The following is a 19,029-nucleotide window of genomic DNA, read 5'->3' on the forward strand; positions in this document are numbered from 1 at the left end:
CCGCGGGGCCGCCCCCGCCCGGCGCCGCGCCCCCGCGCCCCGCCGCCTCCCGGGCGGTGGGGGGGGGGGGGCGGCCCCCCCCCCCCCCCCCCCCCCCACGACTGCTGGCAGAGAAGGGCGACGAAGCGGCCTTCGCCGAACTGGAACAGATGCTCGACGAGCACATCCCGAAGGATTACCAGTCAGACCGACTGGCCCAGACCACCGGAGATTTTCACCGCCGGGTGGTGGAGCTGTCGGGCAATGCCACCCTGGGCATCATCGCCGGCATGCTGCACGAGATCACCGTGCGCCACCACGCCTTCCTGTTCAAGGAGCGCAGGCCGGTCGCCAAGAACGACTACGACAAGCTGATGCGCTCCTACCGCAAGCTGATTCAGCTCATCCGCTCGGGCGACGGCGACGCCGCCGAGGCGCATTGGCGCAAGCACCTCGACACCGCGCGCGTCCTCATGCTCAAGGACATCGAGAGCGTCAAGGTCCGCGACGTCATGCGCTGAGCGCCGGCTCAGTCCGGCCAGACCGCGAGCCGCGCAGCGGTATCCCGCCAGCCGTCGGCGGTCTTCCATCGCATCGGCAGCAGCCGGTAACGCCAGCTGCCCGGCGGGCCGCCTGCGCCCACATGGTCCACACTGATCGAGATCATTTCGGCCGCGATGAGTTTCGCGTGCGTCTCCAGGTAGATCCCGGCCTCGTCGTCGAGCTCGGACATCAACTCGCCGAACAGCAGTCGCGGCCCCGGCGGCCGATGCACCAGGACGCACTGCGGACGCTGAGCACAGTGGCCCGCCCGAACGGTCGCGTGACATCCCGTGTCGACAGCGCCGAGGTCGCTCATGAGCCGGCCGGCCTCGTCGCGCCAGACCGCAACGGGCTCAGGCGGAGTCATGTCGATCGTCGTACACCGGCACGTCGTCGGCCCACGGCTGGCGCGTCACCATGTCGGCGACCTTGACGTACCCGCTCTCGAACTCGCCGGTCGCGGCGTCGACCAGCCGGTACCGCTGGGTCTGCCGGTGGATGGGCTGGGCGTCGAGCATGACGATGCGGACTTCGCCGGGCTCAAACCCGCACCGCTTCTGCAGCGCGGCAACCAATTGTTCGTTGCTCATGTGCCCGTCGCCGAAGTTCCAACCGATGGCGGTGCTGACGATGCGCTCGCCGTCGGTCAGGGTGTAGTCCTCCTCGTTGTGCCCGGCCATCGCGCGGTGGGCCAAGGTGAACAGCGCCCGGCCGTGAGTGTTGAACGCGCGGAAGGCATATCCCATGTACAGCGGGATCTGCGCGGCTTCCTTGCTGCCGTAGAACCGCTCCAGTTGCGCGGCGGGCATGCTGGCGATCGCGACGATGCCTTTGCTGATCTTCTCGTCGGCCGAACCTTTGATGCACCACAGCGACGTGTCCCAGTTGCCCGCGTAGTACCGCATGCCCGGCAGGAAAGAAACCTTGCGCGGGAACAGGTTTCCCACCACCACTGTGCCTGCCACGACGGCGAACAGCACGACCGGCCACGGCGTCGTGAGGTCACCGAGTCCGATGCCGGCGTGGCCGACGAACAGGGCCAGCACCGAGAACATCATGAAGACATTCCACTCCAGCGGCACCCCCATCGGGATCGAGGACAAGATGCCGAAGTGGAAGCACAGCATGACGAAGGCCGCGATGTACGTCGGCCAGCCTCCACCGGAGAAGAAGAGCACCAACGGCACGAGACCCTCGATCGCCGTGCTGAAATGCGCCAACCAGCGCGACAGCGGGCCCGGCCGCAGATCGTCGGGGAAGTGTTCGAAGAACCTGCGCTTGATCCAGCGGGGACGGAACACCGGATTGTTGCTCATCATCGTCGAGATGACGAACGGAAAGTGCTTGTTGAGCTTGGAGGTGGCCGCCCCCAACCAGATCACGAGGCAGACGAGTTTGGCGGCGATGACGATGTCGGCGCCGGTGAACAGGAAGCACACGGCCAGCGAGCCGTACACCTCACCGCGGGCCGCCAGGAAGATCACCTTGTCGCGCAGGCCGATCGACGCGAGGAGCCCGACGATGGTCGCGGTCTGCCAGACCGGCAGCACGCCGATCTCGGTGCCGAGCGCCGGAATGGGGCCGGTGCCCTGCGAGAACAACGCGACGAGCAGCACAAGCAGAAGCGCGGCGTAGAGCAGCACATCCACCGGTGTGCGACTGTCCCCCGCGGTGAGCGGGATCCGGTTGGGCCAGGGTGGCAACCGAATGGTCTTGGGGCGCAACCAGTACAGCGCCGAGCCCATCGGCGGGAAGAACCGGTTGTTCAGCGGCCCGAAGCCACAGCCGAACCCGACGACCTCGAACAGCATCGTGAAGAACACGACCTTCTGGTACACGATCGGTTCGGCATACCAGTGGGCGACGTTGGTGAAGCCGTTGATGCCGTCGGTGCTGAGGGCGATCAGCCAGGCCACCAGGATGTAGGCGGCGATCTTCGCGACGTAGAACAGGTGCAGTGCGACGGGGGTGCCGAAGCCGACCTCGGCCCAGTGCCGGGCCATCGGCACGATCTTCTCCGCCCGCGTGCCCTTGCTCCACTGCTCGAAGTCGATCTGTGGGGTGTCCTGCTTGAGAAATCCCATGCCGGCAAGACTAGAACGTGTTCTATTCTTGCCTCACGCGAACGCCGAAACTACGGTTTTTGACGCGAAAACACCGAGAATCCAACAAAAACCGTAGCCTCGGCGCTAGGCGCTACCCGCTTTGACCGGCGGACGGAAGAAGATCGCCAATTGGCCGATGCCACCGGCCAACCCGAGCACCACGGCGATCGCCAGCGCACACCATCCATGCAGCAGGTGATAGAGGCCGGACGCGTGGAACAGGGCATAGTCCAAGCTGTAGCGCCCGGCGCCGGTGCCTGCGATCGCGACCGCGGTCACCGCGAGGATCAGGTTGTACTCCCAGCCCTCCTTGACGATGAAGAACCCGTTGTGTCGATGCACGGTCCAGGCCGCGACCAACATCAGCGCGACGAACCCGGCCGCGGGGATCGGCGTCAGCAGACCGAGCGCCAGGCCCAGGCCGGCGGCCAGCTCGGTACTGGCCGCGACCCGGGCATGGAAGGTGCCCGGCTTCATGCCGATGCTCTCGAACCAGCGCGCGGTTCCGGCGATCCGGCCCCCGCCGAAGAACTTGTTGTAGCCGTGGGCGGCCATGGTCAGCCCGAGAACCACCCGCAGAATCAGGATCGCAACGTCAGCAGCCATGTAACAGAATCTAGGTCATCTGTTAAACAGCCGCCCAGCCACCGTCCACACTGAGGATCGCGCCGTGGATGTTGGCGGCTTCGTCGCCGGCGAGGAAGACGATCGCGGCGGCGACCTCTTCGGGCGTGCTCATGCGCCGCGACGGGATGCGGGCCAGCACCGGTGCGACGTGGTCGGCGGCTTCGGCGGCCCGCTCTGTCGCGATCGGGCCCGGCGCGACGGCGTTGACCCGCACACCCGCGGGGCCGTACTCGGCGGCCCAGGATTTGGTCAGCGAATGCACGGCCGCCTTGGTCGAGTTGTACAGCGCGGACTGGTCCCCGCCGATGAGGCCCGTGATGGATCCGATGTTGACGACCGCACCCCGGCCGCGCGCCACCATGCCCGGCGCCAGCGCGCCCGTGAGCAGGAACGGACCGATGACGTTGGCGCGGTAGGACTCCAGCAGTGTGGCTTCGGAGATATCGGCGGTGGGTTCCGGGGAGGACCAGACGCCTGCGTTGTTGACGAGGATGTCGACGTCGCCTGCGGCGGTCGCGAGCCGACGGATCTCGTCCTCGCCCGCACCGAGATCGGCGGCGACGAAGTCCGCGGCCCCGCCCGCGGACCGGATGTCGGCGACGACGGCGTCGCCACGCACCTTGTTTCTGCCCGTGACGATGACGCGGGCTCCCTCGGCGGCCAGCGCTTTGGCGATGGCGACGCCGAGCCCTCCGGTAGACCCTGTGACCAGTGCTGTTCGACCCTGCAATTGCGTATTCTTTGGACTCATGAGTCCAGGTGTACTGCGATGAAAATGGACCTGCAAGTCCAGAAATTCACCGCCAAAGGCGAAGCGACCCGGCAGCGCATCATCGAGGGCGCCGCAGCCGAGATCCGCAGCCGCGGCGTGGCCGAGACCACGCTCGACGACATTCGCGCCCGCACGCACACCTCCAAAAGTCAACTGTTCCACTATTTCCCGGGCGGTAAGGAGCAGCTGCTGCTCGAAGTCGCGTCACATGAAGCCGACCAGGTGCTCGCCGACCAGCAACCGCACCTCGGCGCACTGACCTCATGGGCGGCGTGGCGGCGCTGGCGCGATGCCGTCGTCGATCGCTACCGCCGACAGGGCCAGAACTGCCCGATGAGCATGCTGATGTCGGAGATCGGGCGCACCACCCCGGGCGCGCAGGCCGTCACGGCGTCGCTCGTGCGGCGCTGGAACGACGACATCGCAGCAGGGATCACCGCGATGCAGGCCCAGGGCAAAATCCCGGCACGCGTCGACGCCGGCCGCGCGTCGGCGGCCCTGCTGGCCGGCATCCAGGGCGGCGTCGGCATCCTGCTGGCCACCGGTGACATCTCGTACCTCGAGAGCGCTCTCGACCTCGGCATCGAGAACCTGCGCCCCAGGCCGTAATTCAGTCGGCAGCGCCCGGTCGATGCCGCTTGCCCCACGCACACATGGCGTCGGTGACCGGGCGGAGCGTCTCGCCGTATTCGGTCAGCGAATATTCGACCCGCGGCGGAATCTCCGGAAAGACCTCCCGCCGCACCACGCCGTCGCGCACCAACTCTCGCAACTGGCTGGTGAGCACCCGTTCACTGATCCCCGGCACCTTGCGGCGTAGCTCGGCGAACCTGTGGGTGCCGCCGTGCATCAGGTGGAAGATCAGCACTGCCTTCCATTTGCCACCGATCACCGCGAGCGTGGTCTCCACCGGACACAGATCGAGAGGCTCGGTGGTTGCCGCAGCGCGCCCACTTACCTCCACCTCAGTAACCCACCTCGAAATGCGTTATTGCCGGTCAGTCATCAGAAACCTAGCGTAACGCTCATCATGATCGCGATCATCGGAGCAGGCAATGTCGGTCGGGCACTGGGGAATGCGTGGGCCCGCACCCATGACGTGAGCTACGGGGTACGGACGCCGGACGACGACAAATATGCCGATCTGGCCCCGGCCGTCACCACGAACGCCCGGGCGGTCGAGCAGGCCGACGTCGTCGCGCTGTGCACTCCCTGGCAAGCCACCCGCCAGGCGATTCTCGATTGCGGCGACCTGACCGGCAAGGTGCTCATCGACTGCACCAATCCGCTGACCCCCGATTTCAGCGGACTGGAGGTGGGCCACGACATCTCGGGGGCCGAGCAGGTCGCGCAGTGGGCGCCGGGGGCACTGGTCTGCAAGGCCATGAACCAGATCGGGGCGCCGATGATGGATCAACCGGCGGTGCCGTCCGTGCCGGTGATGTTCATCTGCGGCGACGACGCCGCGGCAAAGCGCCGCACCGCAGACCTGGTCGGTGAATTGGGTTTCCGGACAATCGATATCGGCGAACTCGCATTGGCGCGGCTACTGGAACCGTATGCCCTGCTGTGGATCCATCTAGCACTGCGTTGCGGGTTGGGACCGACGTTTGCGTTCGGGTTGCTGAGCACGCCATCCTGACGATCGTTCAACCACTCTGTTGACTATTTCGATCCTCCGTGCTGTGCTGGGTGGAGAATATTAAACAGAGTTGTTTAACGACTGAAGGGATGGCCCATGGCGACCGCCGACCCCGTCCACGTCTGGACCCTCTACCGCGATACGCGGCAGCGCATCGTCGACCTGATGACCGAGGACGCGTGGGAGGTCAACGTGCCGGCGTGTCCGCTGTGGTCGGTGCGCGACGTCGTCGCGCACATGACTGCGGTCGCCGAAGACTGGGCAGCAGGCACGTTGACGGTACCGCCGTCCGACGCCGAAACCGCAGCGCAGGTAGCACGTTTCGACGGATACGACACCACCGATGTGCTGGCCGCCTGGGACGCGGCGGCTAACCAGCTGCACCACCTCGCTGAGCGGGGAACCGCTCCCCCACTCGGCGACATCGTCGTACACGAGCACGACCTCCGGGGTGCCCTCGGCGCGCCCGGGGCCCGCACCGATGCCGCAGTGGTGCAGGCCTCCGATCAACTGCTCAATATCCTGAAGACGCCGGTGCCGTTACGGGTGACCGTCGAGGACGGCGACTACCGCACCGGTCCGCAGGACGGCAGTGAGATCGGCCTTCGCACCACCCGATTCGAGGTGTTGCGGTGGCGCACCGGTCGACGCAGCCGCGATCAACTCGCCGCCATGGATTGGTCAGCCGATCCCGCGCCGGTGCTCGAGCACCTGTACCTGTTCGGTCCTGCAGAAGCCGATCTCACCGAGTAGGAGGATCCGTGAACACCGAATCATCAAGCCGGCCGGCGATTGTGGACCGGTCGGTGTACGAAGCCGACGTCGCCGCGCTGCGGGTGCGCGAAAAGGCGCACATGCGCGAGGGCGACGCGATCGCCGCGGCGCGCCGACGGCTGCCCATGGTGGAGGTCGACGCGACGTCGGAGTTGATCGGGCCTGACGGTCCCACCACGCTGCTCGACGCGTTCGAAGGCCGGCACCAGCTGCTGGTGTATTACTTCATGTGGCACACCGGACATCCCGCACCGGAGCAGTGCGAGGGGTGCACCTGGGTGACGACGCAGGTCGCGGAACTGTCGTACCTGCACTCCCGCGACATCACCTACGCGGTCTTCGCCCAGGGCCCCTATCCCGAAACGGCGCGGTATCGCGAGTTCATGGGCTGGCAGGTGCCCTGGTATTCCGCGCTGCCCTCACTGGACACCCTCCTGGTCGGGCGCAGCGTCGGAATGATGCACATCGTCTGCTACCTGCGCGACGGCGATCGGGTCTTCGAGACGTACTGGACCACGCGCCGCGGCGTGGAAGCGATGGACTACAGCTACGCGCTCATGGACCTCACGGTGTACGGGCGTCAGGAACCGTGGGAGGACTCACCTGCGGGCTGGCCTCAGCACTGGCAGGTCGACGGTTCCAACACACGCATCGACGGCAGGCCGATACCGCAGTGGTCGCGGTTGGCCGCCGGCCGGTCCGACGACCTCACGGGAGCCGGTTAACTTCTGGCGACAAACCGACGCGGGCATTGCGGCGGTAACCGGACTCCCGGCATAGTGAAGCCCGAGCCTCGGTCGGACGGCTTCTCCTCAGGCGGCCCGCGGGTGTGCGGCCAAAAATGCTTCATATAGGCATGATTGGGCTCGACCCGGAAGGGGCGCGAAGCTGACATGACAGCGGTAGACACCACACTCGGCTCCTTGTCGGTGGATCGCCAAGGTGCGCCAGAACGGCCCGCCGCGTTGCTCTGGCCCAGCCTGTTCACCGATCACCGCATGTGGCGCCATCAGGTCGGCCCGTTGCTCGAAGCGGGCTGGCAGACTCTCGCGCTCGACCCACCAGGCCATGGACTGAGCCCTGGCCCCGGGCGTGGCTTCACCATGGACGAGTGCGCAGAGGCGGCTGTCCAAGTTCTGGACGCAATCGATGTCCGAGCGCCCGTGGTCGTCTTCGGTACGTCCTGGGGTGGATTCGTCGCGCCACGGATTGCGCTGCTCGCACCGAAACGCGTGCACGCGATGGTGTTGACCAACACTTCGGCCGAACGGGGTACCGCGTTTGAGCGGATCAGGGCCACACTGCTGACGCAGCTGTTGGCGATCCGCGCGCTCGACAAGGCGACGGCCGGCATGATCGTGTCGGGTCTGCTCGCACCTGAAACCCAGCGCCGAGAGCCGAGCCTCGGGACCGAGCTGTCAGAACAGTTCCTCGCCTGGGATCGCCGCCGCTTCATCACGACCGTGCGCTCGGTGCTCGTCGATCGCGATCCGATTCTCGACGCGTTGCCTGCGGTGACAGTGCCCGCTCTCATACTGTCGGGCGCGCAGGATCACACCCTCCCGTCAGTCCACAGCCGGCGAATGGCGCAGCAGCTAGCCAATGCTCATCACATCGAGGTTTCCGGCGCTGGGCATCTCGTTCCGCTGGAAGCACCGGACGAGGCCAACCGGCTCATCTTCGACTTCCTCCGAGAACTCCCTGCGGCATAGCGCCGTGGTCAGCGAGGGCCCAGCGCCCGCTCAAGCCGGGCCACATACGCACCGATATCGCCGACCGCCGACTCGGCGGCGTGGACGCTGACCGCGACGGTCGCGCCGATGCCGTGCACGCCGTGCGTCAGGCCCATCATCGGCGACAGCGCCGGGTATCCAGCGGTCATCACCACCGGCGTGGCCCCGAACCGCAGATCCGCCGCACCGCGGTTGACGCTGGACACCACCGTGTTACCGGTGACCGTGGGCGAACGCTGCGAGGAATCGAATTGCGTTATGCCCCAGCGTAACAACGGCGCGGGGGTCGCGGCGTACGCCCGGCTGGCGGCGAGCATCGCGGGATGCTGTGCGCGGCGACGCCGTTGCGCGAGATCATCCACGATCCGTCCGATGCGGGCGTCGCGGTCCAGCATCGGATAAAGCCCGATGCCGACATTGCCGAACTGGTTGTTCGCCGTGCGGGGACCGGCTTTGGCCATCGGCACCTCGGCGCCCAGATCCGAAGGATCGTCGCCGAGTTCACGCAGGTGCTCAGCGAGGGCTGCGGACACCGCGGCGAGCACCGCGACCGTGACGGTCGGACCGCCGAGTTCATCGCGGTTGCGGACGATCGTGCGGACCGAGATCGCCCCGGCCGGTGCGGCGTTACTGCGCAGCGCCGCACGGGAATCCGCCTGCCGCGGCACCCGGCCGCTCTCCTCGTCGTGCACTAGTGCCCGGTGCCACCGCGCCGCTTGCGCTGCGCGCCACGGCAGCCTCGCGGTCACCAACCGGGGTACCTCGACGGCCCGCACACCGCCCGGCCTGCCGAACATCAACCCCGCCAAATCCGCCGACCGGCCACCGTCGGCCAGCGCGTGCGCCGTCTGCATGACGATCACCGTCCCCGCATCGGTAGCTCCGGGAATGTCGTGGACCCGAGGGAAAACGTGCACGCGCCAGGTGGACCGAGTGGCGTCGAGCTGGTCATCGGCCAAAGCAGCCACCGCGGAAAGGCAATCGCTGAAGCCCGGTTCGCCGAGATCGTGCACGACGAACTGGTCGTGGCCGACGTCGCGGGGCACCCACACCGGATATCTCAACCGGTGGTCGTCTCTGATCCGCAGACCCAGTTCGGGGCAGCGCTGGGCTCGTTGACGCACGTCCCGCAACGCGGCGTCCAGTTCCGTTGGTGCACCGGAGAACCCGTACAGGAGGAACTGATCGTTGGGAATCGCGGCCGACATCCAGTAGTTCTGGGCGTCGATGGCCGCCAGCCTGCGCACTATTGCGGCGTCCGGGCGGTGCCGATGAAGTCGAGGATCCGTCCGGCGACCGCGTCGGGCTGTTCGAGTTGTAGAAAGTGCCCGGCCCGCGCGACAATGCCGACATCACTGCCCTCGGGCAGGATCCTCCGTACCCACCGTGCGTAATCCGGTGTGGCACAACCATCGTCGGCCCCGTGCAGGTACAGTGACGGGATCCGCGGTGGGGACATCCAATGCCGGTGCAGGCTCGCGTACCGGGCCGGGGGCGTGGTTCCGCGGAGCATCGCCCGGTAGTAGCCGATCGCGGCCCGCCACCGCGCGGGGGCACCGATCGCGGCGTCGACGTGCCGCAGATCGTCGGCCGCGGCGTATCCCGGCGACCACGAGCGCCACAGCCGGGGCACCACCCAGGACGCGGATCGCTCAGGCAGCCGAGGCAATTGGAAGTACAGCATGTACCAGCTGCGGAGCAGCTGGCGTGGCAGCTGGGCGGCGAGCCTGGCGCCGTCGGGCACTCGCCCCAACGGCTCGAACGACGCAAACGGCGGTACCGACATGATCACGGCACGCCGAAATGGTCCGTCGGGCAGCGCCGAAAGACCGGTGGCCGCCATGGCCCCCCAATCGTGCCCGATGACCACGTCGTGCCCGGTCGGCCCGACCGATTCGAGCAGGCGCAGTGCATCATCCATCAATGCGCCGACGTGGTAGCTGCCGTCGGCCGGGATTCCCGACGGCACATAGCCACGCTGGAACGGCGCCACCACCTTCCAGCCGGCAGCCGCCAAGATCGGAGCGACCGTGCGCCAGCCGTAGGCGGTGTCGGGAAAACCGTGCAGGCACAACGCGATCGGCCCGTCCTGCGGACCCCACACGAGCGCCCGGAGTTGTACGGCAGGGGTGGTGACGTCACACCAGCGGGGCTCGGTCACTGTGCCGTCACCGGCTCGAACTTCGACATCAGCCACCGCCCGTCCTCGTTCACCATGGTGACCCGCACCGTCGACACCGTTTTCTGCGGCGGTTTCTGGGCGACGGTGACGGTCTGGTTCAGGTACAGCAGCACCTCGGCGCGGTCGGGGTTCGCGCTCACCGAGCCGGCCTGCGGCACCTCGGCGACTGCAGTGACCCCCTGCGACTTGGCCCCCGGGATGACGGCGTTCTCGATCATCGCCGTGTAGATGCCGAGAAACTGTCCCGTCATCCTCTCGCGCGCGGCGTGGAGTTGCTGCTCGACCGTGTCGGGTTGGTAGGAGAGCATCTCGACGGTGATGTCCCGAGCCGCCTGGACGGATTCGGTGCGGGCCCGCTCAGCTCCGGTCGACGAGGCAACCTGCCATTTGAAGACCGCGGCGGCCACCGTGAGCAGCAGTGCGGCCGCAGGCAGCACGACCAGCACCAGGATCCGCGACCGCCTCGTCGGCTCGAAAGTGTGTTTGCCGGTCATTGGATGAAATCCACGTTGGACACCTTTGTCACGCCCTGGTTCTGCTGCATCGTCAGCACCATCCGCCAGTACTGCGTCCGGTCGGCCACGCCGGCATTGCTGGAATTGACCGTCATCGCCACCATCACCCGCGCATCGTTGTCCGACGAGGACGCCAGTGCCGAACCGGTGATCGTGCCGACAGCCTTCGATTTGGCCTGCTTGACGACCGCGAGATACGACTGCGACCGTCTCTCGAAATCGTCGTAGAACTGACCGCTGGCTGAGTCGAGCACCCGCTGCACGTCGTCGTCGGCGTGTTCCCAGTCGACATTCGTCAGCGTCAGTGCCGCCTGCCGGCCCGCATCGAGAAACATCTGGCGCTTCTCGTCGGCCAAATGGGTCTGTACGGCGCGAAACCCCAGCCACCCCGTGGCTGCCGCCAGCACGACCACCACCGCCGCTGCGGCGAGGGTCGCCAACCGCTGCTGCGACATCCGCGGCCGCGAGCTCCTGCCGGCATCTGCGGCGTCGGAGTCGGCTGTCTCGGGCTCCGGTTGGGAGTCGGGCTTGTGCCCGACCTCAGCCGACTCGACCGACTCCTGAGCGTCGGCGTTGTCGTCTGCCATGAATGCTCCTCCGCGGGACAGCCACCGTGTGCAAGTTCACACACTCGCCGTCCAACGTAACGTGCCGCAGCGTCGTGCCCGGTGGGCGGCCGCCGACGCGAGGAGCTATGCGCCGTCGGCCGCCGCCTCCAACTCGGCGACCACGAGTTTGCCCATGCCCATCATCGCCTTGGTCGCGGCCTGCGCCCGGGCGGGATCGGGATCACTGATCAGTTCGAACAACCGGTCCGGAACAACCTGCCAGCTCAACCCGTAGCGATCTTTCAGCCAGCCGCACTGCGACTCCTGCCCGCCGTCGGTGAGGCGGTTCCAGTAGTAGTCGACTTCGTCCTGGTCCTTGCAGCCGATCATGAACGACACCGCCTCGGTGAACGGGAACTGCGGGCCGCCGTTGATGCCGATGAACCGGTGACCGTCCAGCACGAAAACCACCGACATGTCGTTGAGCTCTTCGATCGACGAGTTGGGGAACACCGAGAGGTAGAACTCGGCGGCTTCTGCGAGATGACCGTCGAACCAGAGGGCGGGCGTGATGGGTGGCATTGGGGCCTCCTTGGCGTGCTCGGCAGGTGTCGTTTCCAGAACAGACCCTCCCTGCGCCCGAAACTCACCGCGGCCCTGGGTAACGTGACGCACGGGGGCGGCCGAGAGGAATGTCCGTGAGCACCGGGAAACACAGCGAATCGCGCGTCGTCACGTTCCGCGGGGTCGACGACCTCAGCTTGGTGGGCGACGAATGGAACGCCGACGCACCCGCCGACCGGCCTGCCGTGCTGCTGCTGCACGGCGGCGGGCAGAACCGGCACTCGTGGAAGAACACCGGCCAGATCCTGGCCGACCAGGGGTTTCGGGTCATCGCAATGGATTCGCGCGGCCACGGCGACAGTGACCGCTCCCCCAACGCGAACTATTCGATCGAAGCACTGTGCGGCGATGTGCTGCAGATCCTCAACCAACTGGCCCGGCCGGTGGTGTTGATCGGCGCGAGCATGGGCGGGTTGACGGGGATCCTCGCCGCGCGCGAGGCAGGGCCGGACCTGGTGACCAAGCTGGTGCTCGTCGACGTGGTGCCCCGATTCGAGAAGAGCGGCAGCGCTCGCATCCGCGACTTCATGTTCAATCACGTGCACGGCTTCGACTCGCTGGAGCAGGCGGCCGACGCAGTCGCCGAGTACCTGCCGCACCGCACCAAACCGCGCAGCCCCGAGGGGCTGAGGAAGAACCTGCGGCTGCGCGACGGCCGATGGTACTGGCACTGGGACCCGGCATTTTTGACCAAACCCGAAGACGACCCGTTCGTGCGGGTGGACAAACTGGAGCGTGCGGCGATGAACCTGACCATTCCGATCCTGCTGATCCGCGGAAAGCTGTCCGATGTGGTGAGCACCCAGGGGGTTCGGGACTTCCTGGACAAGGTGCCCGCCGCGGAGTTCGCCGAGCTTTCCGAAGCCGGTCACACCGCAGCAGGCGACGACAACGACGCATTCACCGAAGTTGTCGTGGAGTTCGTGAACCGATGACCATTGAGCGTGTGAACACCGTCGGATTCAACTTCCTCACCGAGCCGGAACTGCCCGCGCCCCAGGTCACCGAGGCGCAGGCCGAGGAGCTGCTCGCAACCCACTTCGGCATCGAGGCGCAGGCGAAATCGCTGGGCAGTCAACAGGACAAGAACTTCCTGGTGACGCAGGGCGACGAGGTCGTCGGCGTGCTCAAAATCGCCAACCCGGCATTCAACGAGACCGAGCTGACCGCTCAGGATCTGGCAGCCGAACTGATCGCCACCACCGAGCCGGGGCTGCGGGTTGCGGTGCCCCAGCCGAACATCCGTGGCGAGATACGCACTGCGGTAACGGGATTGGTCGAGGGCACGGCGTACCTGCGGCTGCTGCGCTACCTCCCCGGAGGCGCACTGCTCGACGCGGGGTACCTGTCCCCGGACACCGTCGCCGAACTGGGTGACGTCGCCGGCCGCGTAACGCGCGCGCTGGCCGGGTTCAGCCACGAGGGCTTGGACCGCATCCTGCAGTGGGACCTGCGCTACGGAGCCGAGGTGGTGACGACGCTGGCCTCCCACGTCGCCGACGAAGGCGCCCGCGACCGCATCCTGGCCGCGGCCCAATCTGCCTGGGCCCGTGTCGAACCGCACGCCGACGCGCTGCCCCGACAAGCCATCCACATGGACCTGACCGATGCCAACATGGTGGTGTCGCACGCGCCAGGCGGGGCCGTGCGTCCGGACGGGATCATCGACCTCGGCGACCTGACCGACAGCTGGGCGGTCGGTGAACTGGCGATCACCTTGTCCTCGGTGCTGCAGCATCCCGGCAACGGCCCGGCGCACATCCTGCCGGGGGTACGGGCATTCCACCGGATCCGCCCCTTGACTGCCGCCGAGGCGGAAGTCTTGTGGCCCTTGCTCGTTCTGCGGACGGCGGTGCTGATCGTCAGCGGCGCGCAACAGGCGGCGCTCGACCCCGACAACGACTACATCACCGAGCAGTCCGACGGTGAATGGCGGATGTTCGAGCAGGCCACCTCGGTGCCCATGGACGTGATGACCGAGCTGATCAAGGCCGATCTGGGACTCAGCGCCCCGGTTGCCCAACTGAACGCCGCCACTCCCCTGATCACCGGACTCGATCCCGCGACCGTGACGACGTTGGATCTGTCGGTGACCTCGGATGCGCTCGATTCCGGATTCGTACCGGGCGCCTGGCTACGGCCCGACCTCGAAGACGAATTCGCAAGGGCCGCAGTGGCCGACGGGGCCCGACTTGTCGTCACCCCGTTCGGCCGGCCCCAGATCACCCGGGCGCCCGCACTCAGCCAGGACGAACCCGCCGTGGTGCCGACCGGGATCAGCCTGTGGCCCGCCGAATCTGTATCGCTGGTCGCGCCGTTCGATGGTGAAATCGTCGTCCGCACAGCGGATTCCGCGACTTTCCGCGGCCGCGACGTCGAGTTGACGGTCTCGGGGATCACCACCGCGGCCGACGACGGCACGCTCGGCATCGCCGAGGCCGGCCGATGGGTGCAACTGGCTGCACGGCCCATCGGAGCGCCCGAGGCACCGCCGCTGACCACACCGGCGCTGGCGCCGGGATGGCTGGCGCTCAGCCGCGACCCTCGTCCCCTGCTCGGCCTGCCCGCGCTTGCCGCCTCGACGGACGGCGACCTGATCGCGCGCCGCGACCAGTCGTTCGCACCGGTGCAGGAGCACTACTACCGCAAACCACCGCAGATCGAACGTGGCTGGCGGCACTTCCTGATGGCGACCAGCGGTCGCTGCTACCTCGACATGGTCAACAACGTCACGGTGCTCGGGCACGCGCACCCGCGGATCGCCGCGGCCGCGGGCCGGCAGTTGCGCAGGCTCAACACCAACTCGCGCTTCAACTACGCCGCTGTCGTGGAATTCAGCGAGCGCCTCGCCGGCCTGCTGCCCGAACCCCTGGACACCGTGTTCCTGGTGAACTCCGGGTCGGAGGCCAGCGACCTCGCGTTGCGCCTGGCCATCGCAGCAGCCGGTCGCCCTGACGTGGTGGCGATGCGCGAGGCCTACCACGGCTGGACCTACGGCACCGACGCCGTATCGACGTCGACCGCCGACAACCCGAATGCGCTTGCCACCCGGCCGAATTGGGTGCACACCGTGGAATCGCCCAACAGCTTCCGCGGCAAGTACCGGGGTGCTGATGTCGGGCGGTACGCCGACGAGGCGGTGGCCCAGATCGAACAGCTGGCCGGCGAGGGACGAGCGCCCGCCGCGTTCATCTGCGAGACGGTCTACGGCAACGCCGGCGGCATGGCACTGCCGGACGGTTATCTGGAGAAGGTGTACGGCGCAGTGCGCGCAAACGGCGGATACGCGGTCGCCGACGAAGTGCAGGTCGGCTACGGCCGTCTGGGCCATTGGTTCTGGGGCTTCGAGCAGCAAGGCGTCGTGCCCGACATCGTGTCGATGGCGAAGTCGCTCGGCAACGGCTATCCACTGGGGGCGGTCGTCACCAGCCGCGAGGTCGCCGACGCGTTCCGCAGCCAGGGCTACTTCTTCTCCTCTACCGGCGGTAGTCCGCTGTCGTGCACCATCGGCATGACGGTGCTCGACGTGCTCCACGATGAAGGCTTGCAGCAGAACGCCGTTGACGTCGGAGCACATCTCAAGTCACGCTTGCAGGCCCTCGCCGCCAAGCATCCGATCATCGGCACCGTGCACGGCGTCGGCCTGTACCTGGGTGTCGAGATGATCCGGAACCCCGAGACCCTCGAACCCGCCACCGAGGAAACCACGCTGATCTGCAATCGCATGCTCGAGCTCGGCGTGATCATCCAACCCACCGGCGATCACCAGAACATCCTGAAAACGAAGCCTCCCTTGTGCATCGACATTGCGGGCGCGGACTTCTACGTCGACGCCCTGGACCGGGTCTTGTCCGAAGGGTGGTAAGGACGCCCGGCCGAGTGGCCAGTTATGGCACGCAAAATCGCAGGAAGCGTGCACCAACTGGCCACTGGGCCGCATGGTCGTCGCGGTATCCAATACTGGTGCTGTGAGCCTCGCCCTCATTGCCATCGTCCTACTGGGCCTTGTCGCGGCAGCCGAAGCCGTTGCACTGATCGTGCTGTCGCGGCGGCTGCAGGCCAGCCGTGAGGAAGCCGAGGCGCTGCGGCGGCGCACCGACACGCGAGCCATGCTGCTGTCCGGCAGCCGCGAGGCCGTCAAGACCGTCTGGCAGACCGCGAACATCCTGCGCAAAGAGGGGTTCGGCGCCGCGGTGCGCTCTTCCATCGAGGATTTGGCCGACTGGGCCGAGGTCGAACGGCCCGACCTGGCCCGGTTGGCACTCAACGGCAAGGTGACCATCCTGTTCTCCGACATCGAAGGGTCCACCGCGCTCAACGAGCAAATGGGCGACCGGGCCTGGGTCAAACTGCTGGGCCGGCACGACCGACTGGTCCAGAAGTGCGTCAAGAACCACTCCGGTCATGTGGTCAAGAACCAGGGAGACGGGTACATGATCGCGTTCGCCCAACCGGTCGAGGCCGTGCGCTGTGGCGTCGACCTGCAGCGCGCGATGCGGCGCGAGCCCGACGGCATTCGCGTCCGCATCGGCATCCACAGCGGCCGGTCGGTGCGACGCGGCGATGATCTGTTCGGCCGCAACGTGGCGATGGCCGCACGGGTGGCCGCGCAGGCGCAGGGCGGCGAAACGCTCGTCAGCGAAGCGGTCCGCGATGCCATTGGCGATCAGGACGATATCGCGCTCGACGACGGCCGCGACGTGGAGTTGAAAGGCTTCGCCGGACAACACCGGCTGTACGCGATTCGGTGAACCTCAGCCTGCGACGTCAGGAGTTACGTCCAGGCCGAAGGCAACTCGCCGCGAATCAGCTCGCAGGCTTGGCGTCGACGTCGGCCAGCCGCTGATGCAGCCGGGCCCTAATGTCGTCGGGCGTGTACGCGTTGCGCTTGCGTTGGTCGCGGGCGACCAGTACGCCACCGGCCACCACTCCAGCGACACCGGCCAAGCCAATCCACTTCCAAAGACTTTTCATGACGCGATTCTGCATAAGCTGCCCGGGTGAACGCACACACGGTCTCCCTCAGCCGGGCCTTGCAAGAGACGCGGACCGGCGACATCTGGCTGTTCCGAGGCGGCTCCGGGCCGGACCGCGCCATCCAGACGCTGACCAACGCCCCGGTGAATCACGTCGGGATGACGGTGGCCATCGACGATCTGCCGCCGCTGATCTGGCACGCCGAGCTGGGCCAGAAGCTGGTGGACCTCTGGACGGGCACCCATCACCGCGGGGTGCAGCTCAACGACGCCCGCGAGGTGGTCGAGCAGTGGATGAACCACTACAGCCAGCGCTGCTGGCTGCGTCAGCTCACGCCGTTCGCCACCCGCGAGCAGGAAGACCGACTGCTGAAGGTGGTGGCCCGGATGAACGGCACGGCGTTTCCGACCACCGCACGGCTGACAGGCCGGTGGATGCGTGGGCGACTGCCGATCGTGAGCGACTTCACCCGGGGAATGCCGTTCGTGCACAAGAAGATTCGCGAAACAGCTCAGCGGGACAAATCCCGTAGACGCGAAGCGGGTCTGGAGACCGCGTACTGCGCGGAGACCGTCGCCATCACCTACGAGGAAATGGGCCTGATCAACACCGAGAAGCGGGAGAACTATTTCGACCCCGGCTCGTTCTGGAGCGGTGACCGGTTGCCGCTCACGCGCGGTTACCAACTCGGGAATGAGATCTCCGTCACTCTCGACTGACCCTCGCTATACCTGCTGGCAGGTATAGCGGATTGGGGCCAGCACCGAGGAATTCCTCCGTGCCCGCGGGAAGGCTGGTTTCAGCTACCCAACCGGAGGTGTCGGATGCTGACTGTCGAGCGCCCGAGCGATCAGATGATGCAGCTCTACCATCACCACGCCGCTCCGTTGCGCCGCTATGCCTTCCGGCTCACCAACAATCACACCAGGGCCGAGGACGTCGTACAGGAGACCTTGCTGAGGGCGTGGCGGCACATGTTGTCCACCGACGGCGAGCCACCCGTAGGAGCCTGGCTTTTCACTGTCGCCCGTAACATCGTCATCGACGGCAGCCGTCTGGCCCGATTTCGCTGTGAGATCAGTTCTCCCGAGGTGCCCGAGCTGCCCGATCAACTGGGAGGCGATGAGGTGAACGCCGCCTTGGACCGTATGTTGCTTGCCGAGGCGCTGACGCAACTGCCCGAAACCCACCGCGCCGTGCTCAGCCGATCCTTCTATCTCGGCTGGACCACCCGCCAGATCGCCGATGACCTCGGCATCGCCGAAGGCACCGTGAAATCGAGGCTGCACTACGCGCTGCGGCGGCTGCGGCTCATCCTGCTCGAAATGGGGTGCGGCACCAACACCTGAACCCGCTCCCGACAGCCGTGCAAGGTACATACTCATCCGGACCTGACGGATACGTTCGCGTGGCCTGGAGTGGGACATGAATCGGATACTGCCCTTGCTGACGCTCGTTCTGATCGCCGGGTGTTCGGCTTCGCCCGAAAACGCCGCGACGCCAACCTCATCGACGTCGCCGCCCTCATCGCCCGCGTCGGAATCCGTGGCGAGTTCGACCGCGCCGGGTTCATCGACACCGGCTCCACCGTCGCCATCGGCGACCGACGTGCCCGCAGTGCTCGGCCTGTGCACCGACGCCGATCTCGCGATCTCCAACGGCGACGTCGCATCGGCCGACACCCTGCGCCGGCTGACTGTGTCTTTCAGGAACACCTCGACGCACCCCTGCACGCTCGTCGGCTACCCGGGAGTCGATCTGGTGACCGCGGCCGGCGGCGTCCTCGTTCACGTCGACCGGCGTCCCGCAGCAGCGGCACACCGACTGACGTTGAACCCCGGGGACACCGCGAATGCGGACATTCAGGCGTCCGCGATCGACACGGCATCCGGCAAGGCGTGCCCGCGCATCGGAACCGTGGTCGTCACCGCGCCGGGCGTTGATGTCGCCCACACCATCAACGCCGCACTGCCCATCTGCAGCGCGACGGTCAGTTCAGTCGACTGAG

22 protein-coding genes and 1 pseudogene are annotated in these 19,029 nt (G+C 66.9%); 12 read left to right on the forward strand and 11 right to left on the reverse strand.

Going from position 1 to position 19,029, the window contains the following annotated elements:
- Positions 1-86 precede the first annotated feature (86 nt).
- Positions 87-500: pseudogene (locus tag A5784_RS08725) on the forward strand (FadR/GntR family transcriptional regulator); the annotation flags it as partial.
- A gap of 8 nt (positions 501-508) precedes the next feature.
- Here the strand turns inward: A5784_RS08725 and A5784_RS08730 are convergent.
- The 4 genes from A5784_RS08730 to A5784_RS08745 form a co-directional block, all read right to left on the reverse strand.
- Positions 509-889: a hypothetical protein gene (locus tag A5784_RS08730; protein WP_064944333.1), complete on the reverse strand. Its 381-nt coding sequence runs from the start codon at positions 887-889 to the stop codon at positions 509-511.
- A complete protein-coding gene (locus A5784_RS08735) occupies positions 876-2,606 on the reverse strand; it encodes a DUF3556 domain-containing protein (protein ID WP_064944335.1) in 1,731 nt (576 codons plus the stop codon). The genes A5784_RS08730 and A5784_RS08735 overlap by 14 nt, the downstream gene beginning before the upstream one ends.
- Positions 2,607-2,711: 105 nt before the next feature.
- Positions 2,712-3,233, reverse strand: a complete 522-nt coding sequence (locus A5784_RS08740) for a DoxX family protein (protein WP_064944337.1) — start codon at positions 3,231-3,233, stop codon at positions 2,712-2,714.
- Positions 3,234-3,255: 22 nt separating this feature from the next.
- Positions 3,256-4,005, reverse strand: coding sequence for an SDR family NAD(P)-dependent oxidoreductase (locus A5784_RS08745; protein WP_064944339.1), 750 nt, complete (start codon positions 4,003-4,005; stop codon positions 3,256-3,258).
- Positions 4,006-4,029: 24 nt separating this feature from the next.
- On the opposite strand from A5784_RS08745, the gene A5784_RS08750 reads away from it, so the two are divergent.
- Positions 4,030-4,635, forward strand: coding sequence for a TetR/AcrR family transcriptional regulator (locus A5784_RS08750; RefSeq protein ID WP_064944341.1), 606 nt, complete (start codon positions 4,030-4,032; stop codon positions 4,633-4,635).
- A 1-nt stretch (position 4,636) separates the two neighbouring features.
- Here A5784_RS08750 and A5784_RS08755 read toward each other — a convergent pair whose 3' ends face one another.
- Complete coding sequence (locus A5784_RS08755; protein WP_064944343.1) at positions 4,637-4,990, reverse strand: winged helix-turn-helix transcriptional regulator; 354 nt, start codon at positions 4,988-4,990, stop codon at positions 4,637-4,639.
- Between the two features lie 66 nt (positions 4,991-5,056).
- On the opposite strand from A5784_RS08755, the gene A5784_RS08760 reads away from it, so the two are divergent.
- The 4 genes from A5784_RS08760 (at position 5,057) to A5784_RS08775 (ending at position 8,154) form a co-directional block, all read left to right on the forward strand.
- Positions 5,057-5,668 (forward strand): NADPH-dependent F420 reductase, encoded by a 612-nt coding sequence (locus A5784_RS08760; protein ID WP_232005985.1) that lies wholly within the window; start codon positions 5,057-5,059, stop codon positions 5,666-5,668.
- A 96-nt stretch (positions 5,669-5,764) separates the two neighbouring features.
- Positions 5,765-6,421 (forward strand): maleylpyruvate isomerase N-terminal domain-containing protein, encoded by a 657-nt coding sequence (locus A5784_RS08765; RefSeq protein ID WP_064944345.1) that lies wholly within the window; start codon positions 5,765-5,767, stop codon positions 6,419-6,421.
- Between the two features lie 8 nt (positions 6,422-6,429).
- Positions 6,430-7,167 carry a DUF899 family protein gene (locus A5784_RS08770; protein WP_064944347.1) on the forward strand — a complete coding sequence of 246 codons (738 nt, stop codon included), beginning with the start codon at positions 6,430-6,432 and terminating at the stop codon, positions 7,165-7,167.
- Between the two features lie 168 nt (positions 7,168-7,335).
- Complete coding sequence (locus tag A5784_RS08775) at positions 7,336-8,154, forward strand: alpha/beta fold hydrolase (protein WP_064944349.1); 819 nt, start codon at positions 7,336-7,338, stop codon at positions 8,152-8,154.
- An 8-nt stretch (positions 8,155-8,162) separates the two neighbouring features.
- On the opposite strand, the gene A5784_RS08780 is transcribed toward A5784_RS08775, so the two are convergent.
- The 5 genes from A5784_RS08780 to A5784_RS08800 all read right to left on the reverse strand — a co-directional run bounded on the left by A5784_RS08780 (position 8,163) and on the right by A5784_RS08800 (position 12,002).
- Positions 8,163-9,422: a WS/DGAT/MGAT family O-acyltransferase gene (locus A5784_RS08780; protein WP_064944352.1), complete on the reverse strand. Its 1,260-nt coding sequence runs from the start codon at positions 9,420-9,422 to the stop codon at positions 8,163-8,165.
- The gene (locus A5784_RS08785; protein WP_064944354.1) at positions 9,422-10,336 is read right to left on the reverse strand and encodes an alpha/beta fold hydrolase; all 915 of its coding nucleotides are present in this window, start codon (positions 10,334-10,336) and stop codon (positions 9,422-9,424) included. Before A5784_RS08785 ends, A5784_RS08780 begins: the two co-directional genes overlap by 1 nt.
- Positions 10,333-10,851: a hypothetical protein gene (locus A5784_RS08790; RefSeq protein ID WP_064944356.1), complete on the reverse strand. Its 519-nt coding sequence runs from the start codon at positions 10,849-10,851 to the stop codon at positions 10,333-10,335. Before A5784_RS08790 ends, A5784_RS08785 begins: the two co-directional genes overlap by 4 nt.
- A complete protein-coding gene (locus A5784_RS08795; protein WP_064944358.1) occupies positions 10,848-11,459 on the reverse strand; it encodes an Rv1363c family protein in 612 nt (203 codons plus the stop codon). Before A5784_RS08795 ends, A5784_RS08790 begins: the two co-directional genes overlap by 4 nt.
- Positions 11,460-11,564: 105 nt before the next feature.
- Positions 11,565-12,002 carry a VOC family protein gene (locus tag A5784_RS08800; RefSeq protein ID WP_064944360.1) on the reverse strand — a complete coding sequence of 146 codons (438 nt, stop codon included), beginning with the start codon at positions 12,000-12,002 and terminating at the stop codon, positions 11,565-11,567.
- Between the two features lie 110 nt (positions 12,003-12,112).
- Between A5784_RS08800 and A5784_RS08805 the strand changes: the two genes are divergently transcribed.
- The 3 genes from A5784_RS08805 (at position 12,113) to A5784_RS08815 (ending at position 16,795) form a co-directional block, all read left to right on the forward strand.
- Complete coding sequence (locus A5784_RS08805; RefSeq protein WP_064944361.1) at positions 12,113-12,979, forward strand: alpha/beta fold hydrolase; 867 nt, start codon at positions 12,113-12,115, stop codon at positions 12,977-12,979.
- Complete coding sequence (locus tag A5784_RS08810; RefSeq protein WP_064944363.1) at positions 12,976-15,909, forward strand: aminotransferase; 2,934 nt, start codon at positions 12,976-12,978, stop codon at positions 15,907-15,909. Before A5784_RS08805 ends, A5784_RS08810 begins: the two co-directional genes overlap by 4 nt.
- A 73-nt stretch (positions 15,910-15,982) precedes the next feature.
- Complete coding sequence (locus tag A5784_RS08815) at positions 15,983-16,795, forward strand: adenylate/guanylate cyclase domain-containing protein (RefSeq protein WP_064944365.1); 813 nt, start codon at positions 15,983-15,985, stop codon at positions 16,793-16,795.
- Positions 16,796-16,850: 55 nt separating this feature from the next.
- Here the strand turns inward: A5784_RS08815 and A5784_RS38740 are convergent, their stop codons facing one another.
- Complete coding sequence (locus A5784_RS38740) at positions 16,851-17,018, reverse strand: hypothetical protein (RefSeq protein WP_197514673.1); 168 nt, start codon at positions 17,016-17,018, stop codon at positions 16,851-16,853.
- A 26-nt stretch (positions 17,019-17,044) separates the two neighbouring features.
- On the opposite strand from A5784_RS38740, the gene A5784_RS08825 reads away from it, so the two are divergent.
- The 3 genes from A5784_RS08825 to A5784_RS08835 all read left to right on the forward strand — a co-directional run bounded on the left by A5784_RS08825 (position 17,045) and on the right by A5784_RS08835 (position 19,028).
- Complete coding sequence (locus A5784_RS08825; protein WP_064944369.1) at positions 17,045-17,740, forward strand: hypothetical protein; 696 nt, start codon at positions 17,045-17,047, stop codon at positions 17,738-17,740.
- A 105-nt stretch (positions 17,741-17,845) separates the two neighbouring features.
- Positions 17,846-18,370 (forward strand): sigma-70 family RNA polymerase sigma factor, encoded by a 525-nt coding sequence (locus tag A5784_RS08830; protein WP_082944721.1) that lies wholly within the window; start codon positions 17,846-17,848, stop codon positions 18,368-18,370.
- Positions 18,371-18,446: 76 nt separating this feature from the next.
- A complete protein-coding gene (locus tag A5784_RS08835) occupies positions 18,447-19,028 on the forward strand; it encodes a DUF4232 domain-containing protein (RefSeq protein WP_082944722.1) in 582 nt (193 codons plus the stop codon).
- Position 19,029: the final 1 nt, after the last annotated feature.

Origin of the sequence: Mycobacterium sp. 852013-50091_SCH5140682 (assembly GCF_001665685.1) — a bacterium.
In the GTDB taxonomy this organism is placed as follows: Bacteria; Actinomycetota; Actinomycetes; order Mycobacteriales; family Mycobacteriaceae; genus Mycobacterium.

What these genes read in the sequence shown, in the direction of transcription:
- A5784_RS08730 (WP_064944333.1), bottom strand. Translation starts at nt 889, where the DNA reads ATGACTCCGCCTGAGCCCGTTGCGGTCTGGCGCGACGAGGCCGGCCGG.
- A5784_RS08735 (WP_064944335.1), bottom strand. Translation starts at nt 2,606, where the DNA reads ATGGGATTTCTCAAGCAGGACACCCCACAGATCGACTTCGAGCAGTGG.
- A5784_RS08740 (WP_064944337.1), bottom strand. Translation starts at nt 3,233, where the DNA reads ATGGCTGCTGACGTTGCGATCCTGATTCTGCGGGTGGTTCTCGGGCTG.
- A5784_RS08745 (WP_064944339.1), bottom strand. Translation starts at nt 4,005, where the DNA reads ATGAGTCCAAAGAATACGCAATTGCAGGGTCGAACAGCACTGGTCACA.
- A5784_RS08750 (WP_064944341.1), top strand. Translation starts at nt 4,030, where the DNA reads ATGGACCTGCAAGTCCAGAAATTCACCGCCAAAGGCGAAGCGACCCGG.
- A5784_RS08760 (WP_232005985.1), top strand. Translation starts at nt 5,057, where the DNA reads ATGATCGCGATCATCGGAGCAGGCAATGTCGGTCGGGCACTGGGGAAT.
- A5784_RS08765 (WP_064944345.1), top strand. Translation starts at nt 5,765, where the DNA reads ATGGCGACCGCCGACCCCGTCCACGTCTGGACCCTCTACCGCGATACG.
- A5784_RS08775 (WP_064944349.1), top strand. Translation starts at nt 7,336, where the DNA reads ATGACAGCGGTAGACACCACACTCGGCTCCTTGTCGGTGGATCGCCAA.
- A5784_RS08790 (WP_064944356.1), bottom strand. Translation starts at nt 10,851, where the DNA reads ATGACCGGCAAACACACTTTCGAGCCGACGAGGCGGTCGCGGATCCTG.
- A5784_RS08795 (WP_064944358.1), bottom strand. Translation starts at nt 11,459, where the DNA reads ATGGCAGACGACAACGCCGACGCTCAGGAGTCGGTCGAGTCGGCTGAG.
- A5784_RS08800 (WP_064944360.1), bottom strand. Translation starts at nt 12,002, where the DNA reads ATGCCACCCATCACGCCCGCCCTCTGGTTCGACGGTCATCTCGCAGAA.
- A5784_RS08805 (WP_064944361.1), top strand. Translation starts at nt 12,113, where the DNA reads ATGTCCGTGAGCACCGGGAAACACAGCGAATCGCGCGTCGTCACGTTC.
- A5784_RS08810 (WP_064944363.1), top strand. Translation starts at nt 12,976, where the DNA reads ATGACCATTGAGCGTGTGAACACCGTCGGATTCAACTTCCTCACCGAG.
- A5784_RS08815 (WP_064944365.1), top strand. Translation starts at nt 15,983, where the DNA reads ATGGTCGTCGCGGTATCCAATACTGGTGCTGTGAGCCTCGCCCTCATT.
- A5784_RS38740 (WP_197514673.1), bottom strand. Translation starts at nt 17,018, where the DNA reads ATGAAAAGTCTTTGGAAGTGGATTGGCTTGGCCGGTGTCGCTGGAGTG.
- A5784_RS08830 (WP_082944721.1), top strand. Translation starts at nt 17,846, where the DNA reads ATGCTGACTGTCGAGCGCCCGAGCGATCAGATGATGCAGCTCTACCAT.
- A5784_RS08835 (WP_082944722.1), top strand. Translation starts at nt 18,447, where the DNA reads ATGAATCGGATACTGCCCTTGCTGACGCTCGTTCTGATCGCCGGGTGT.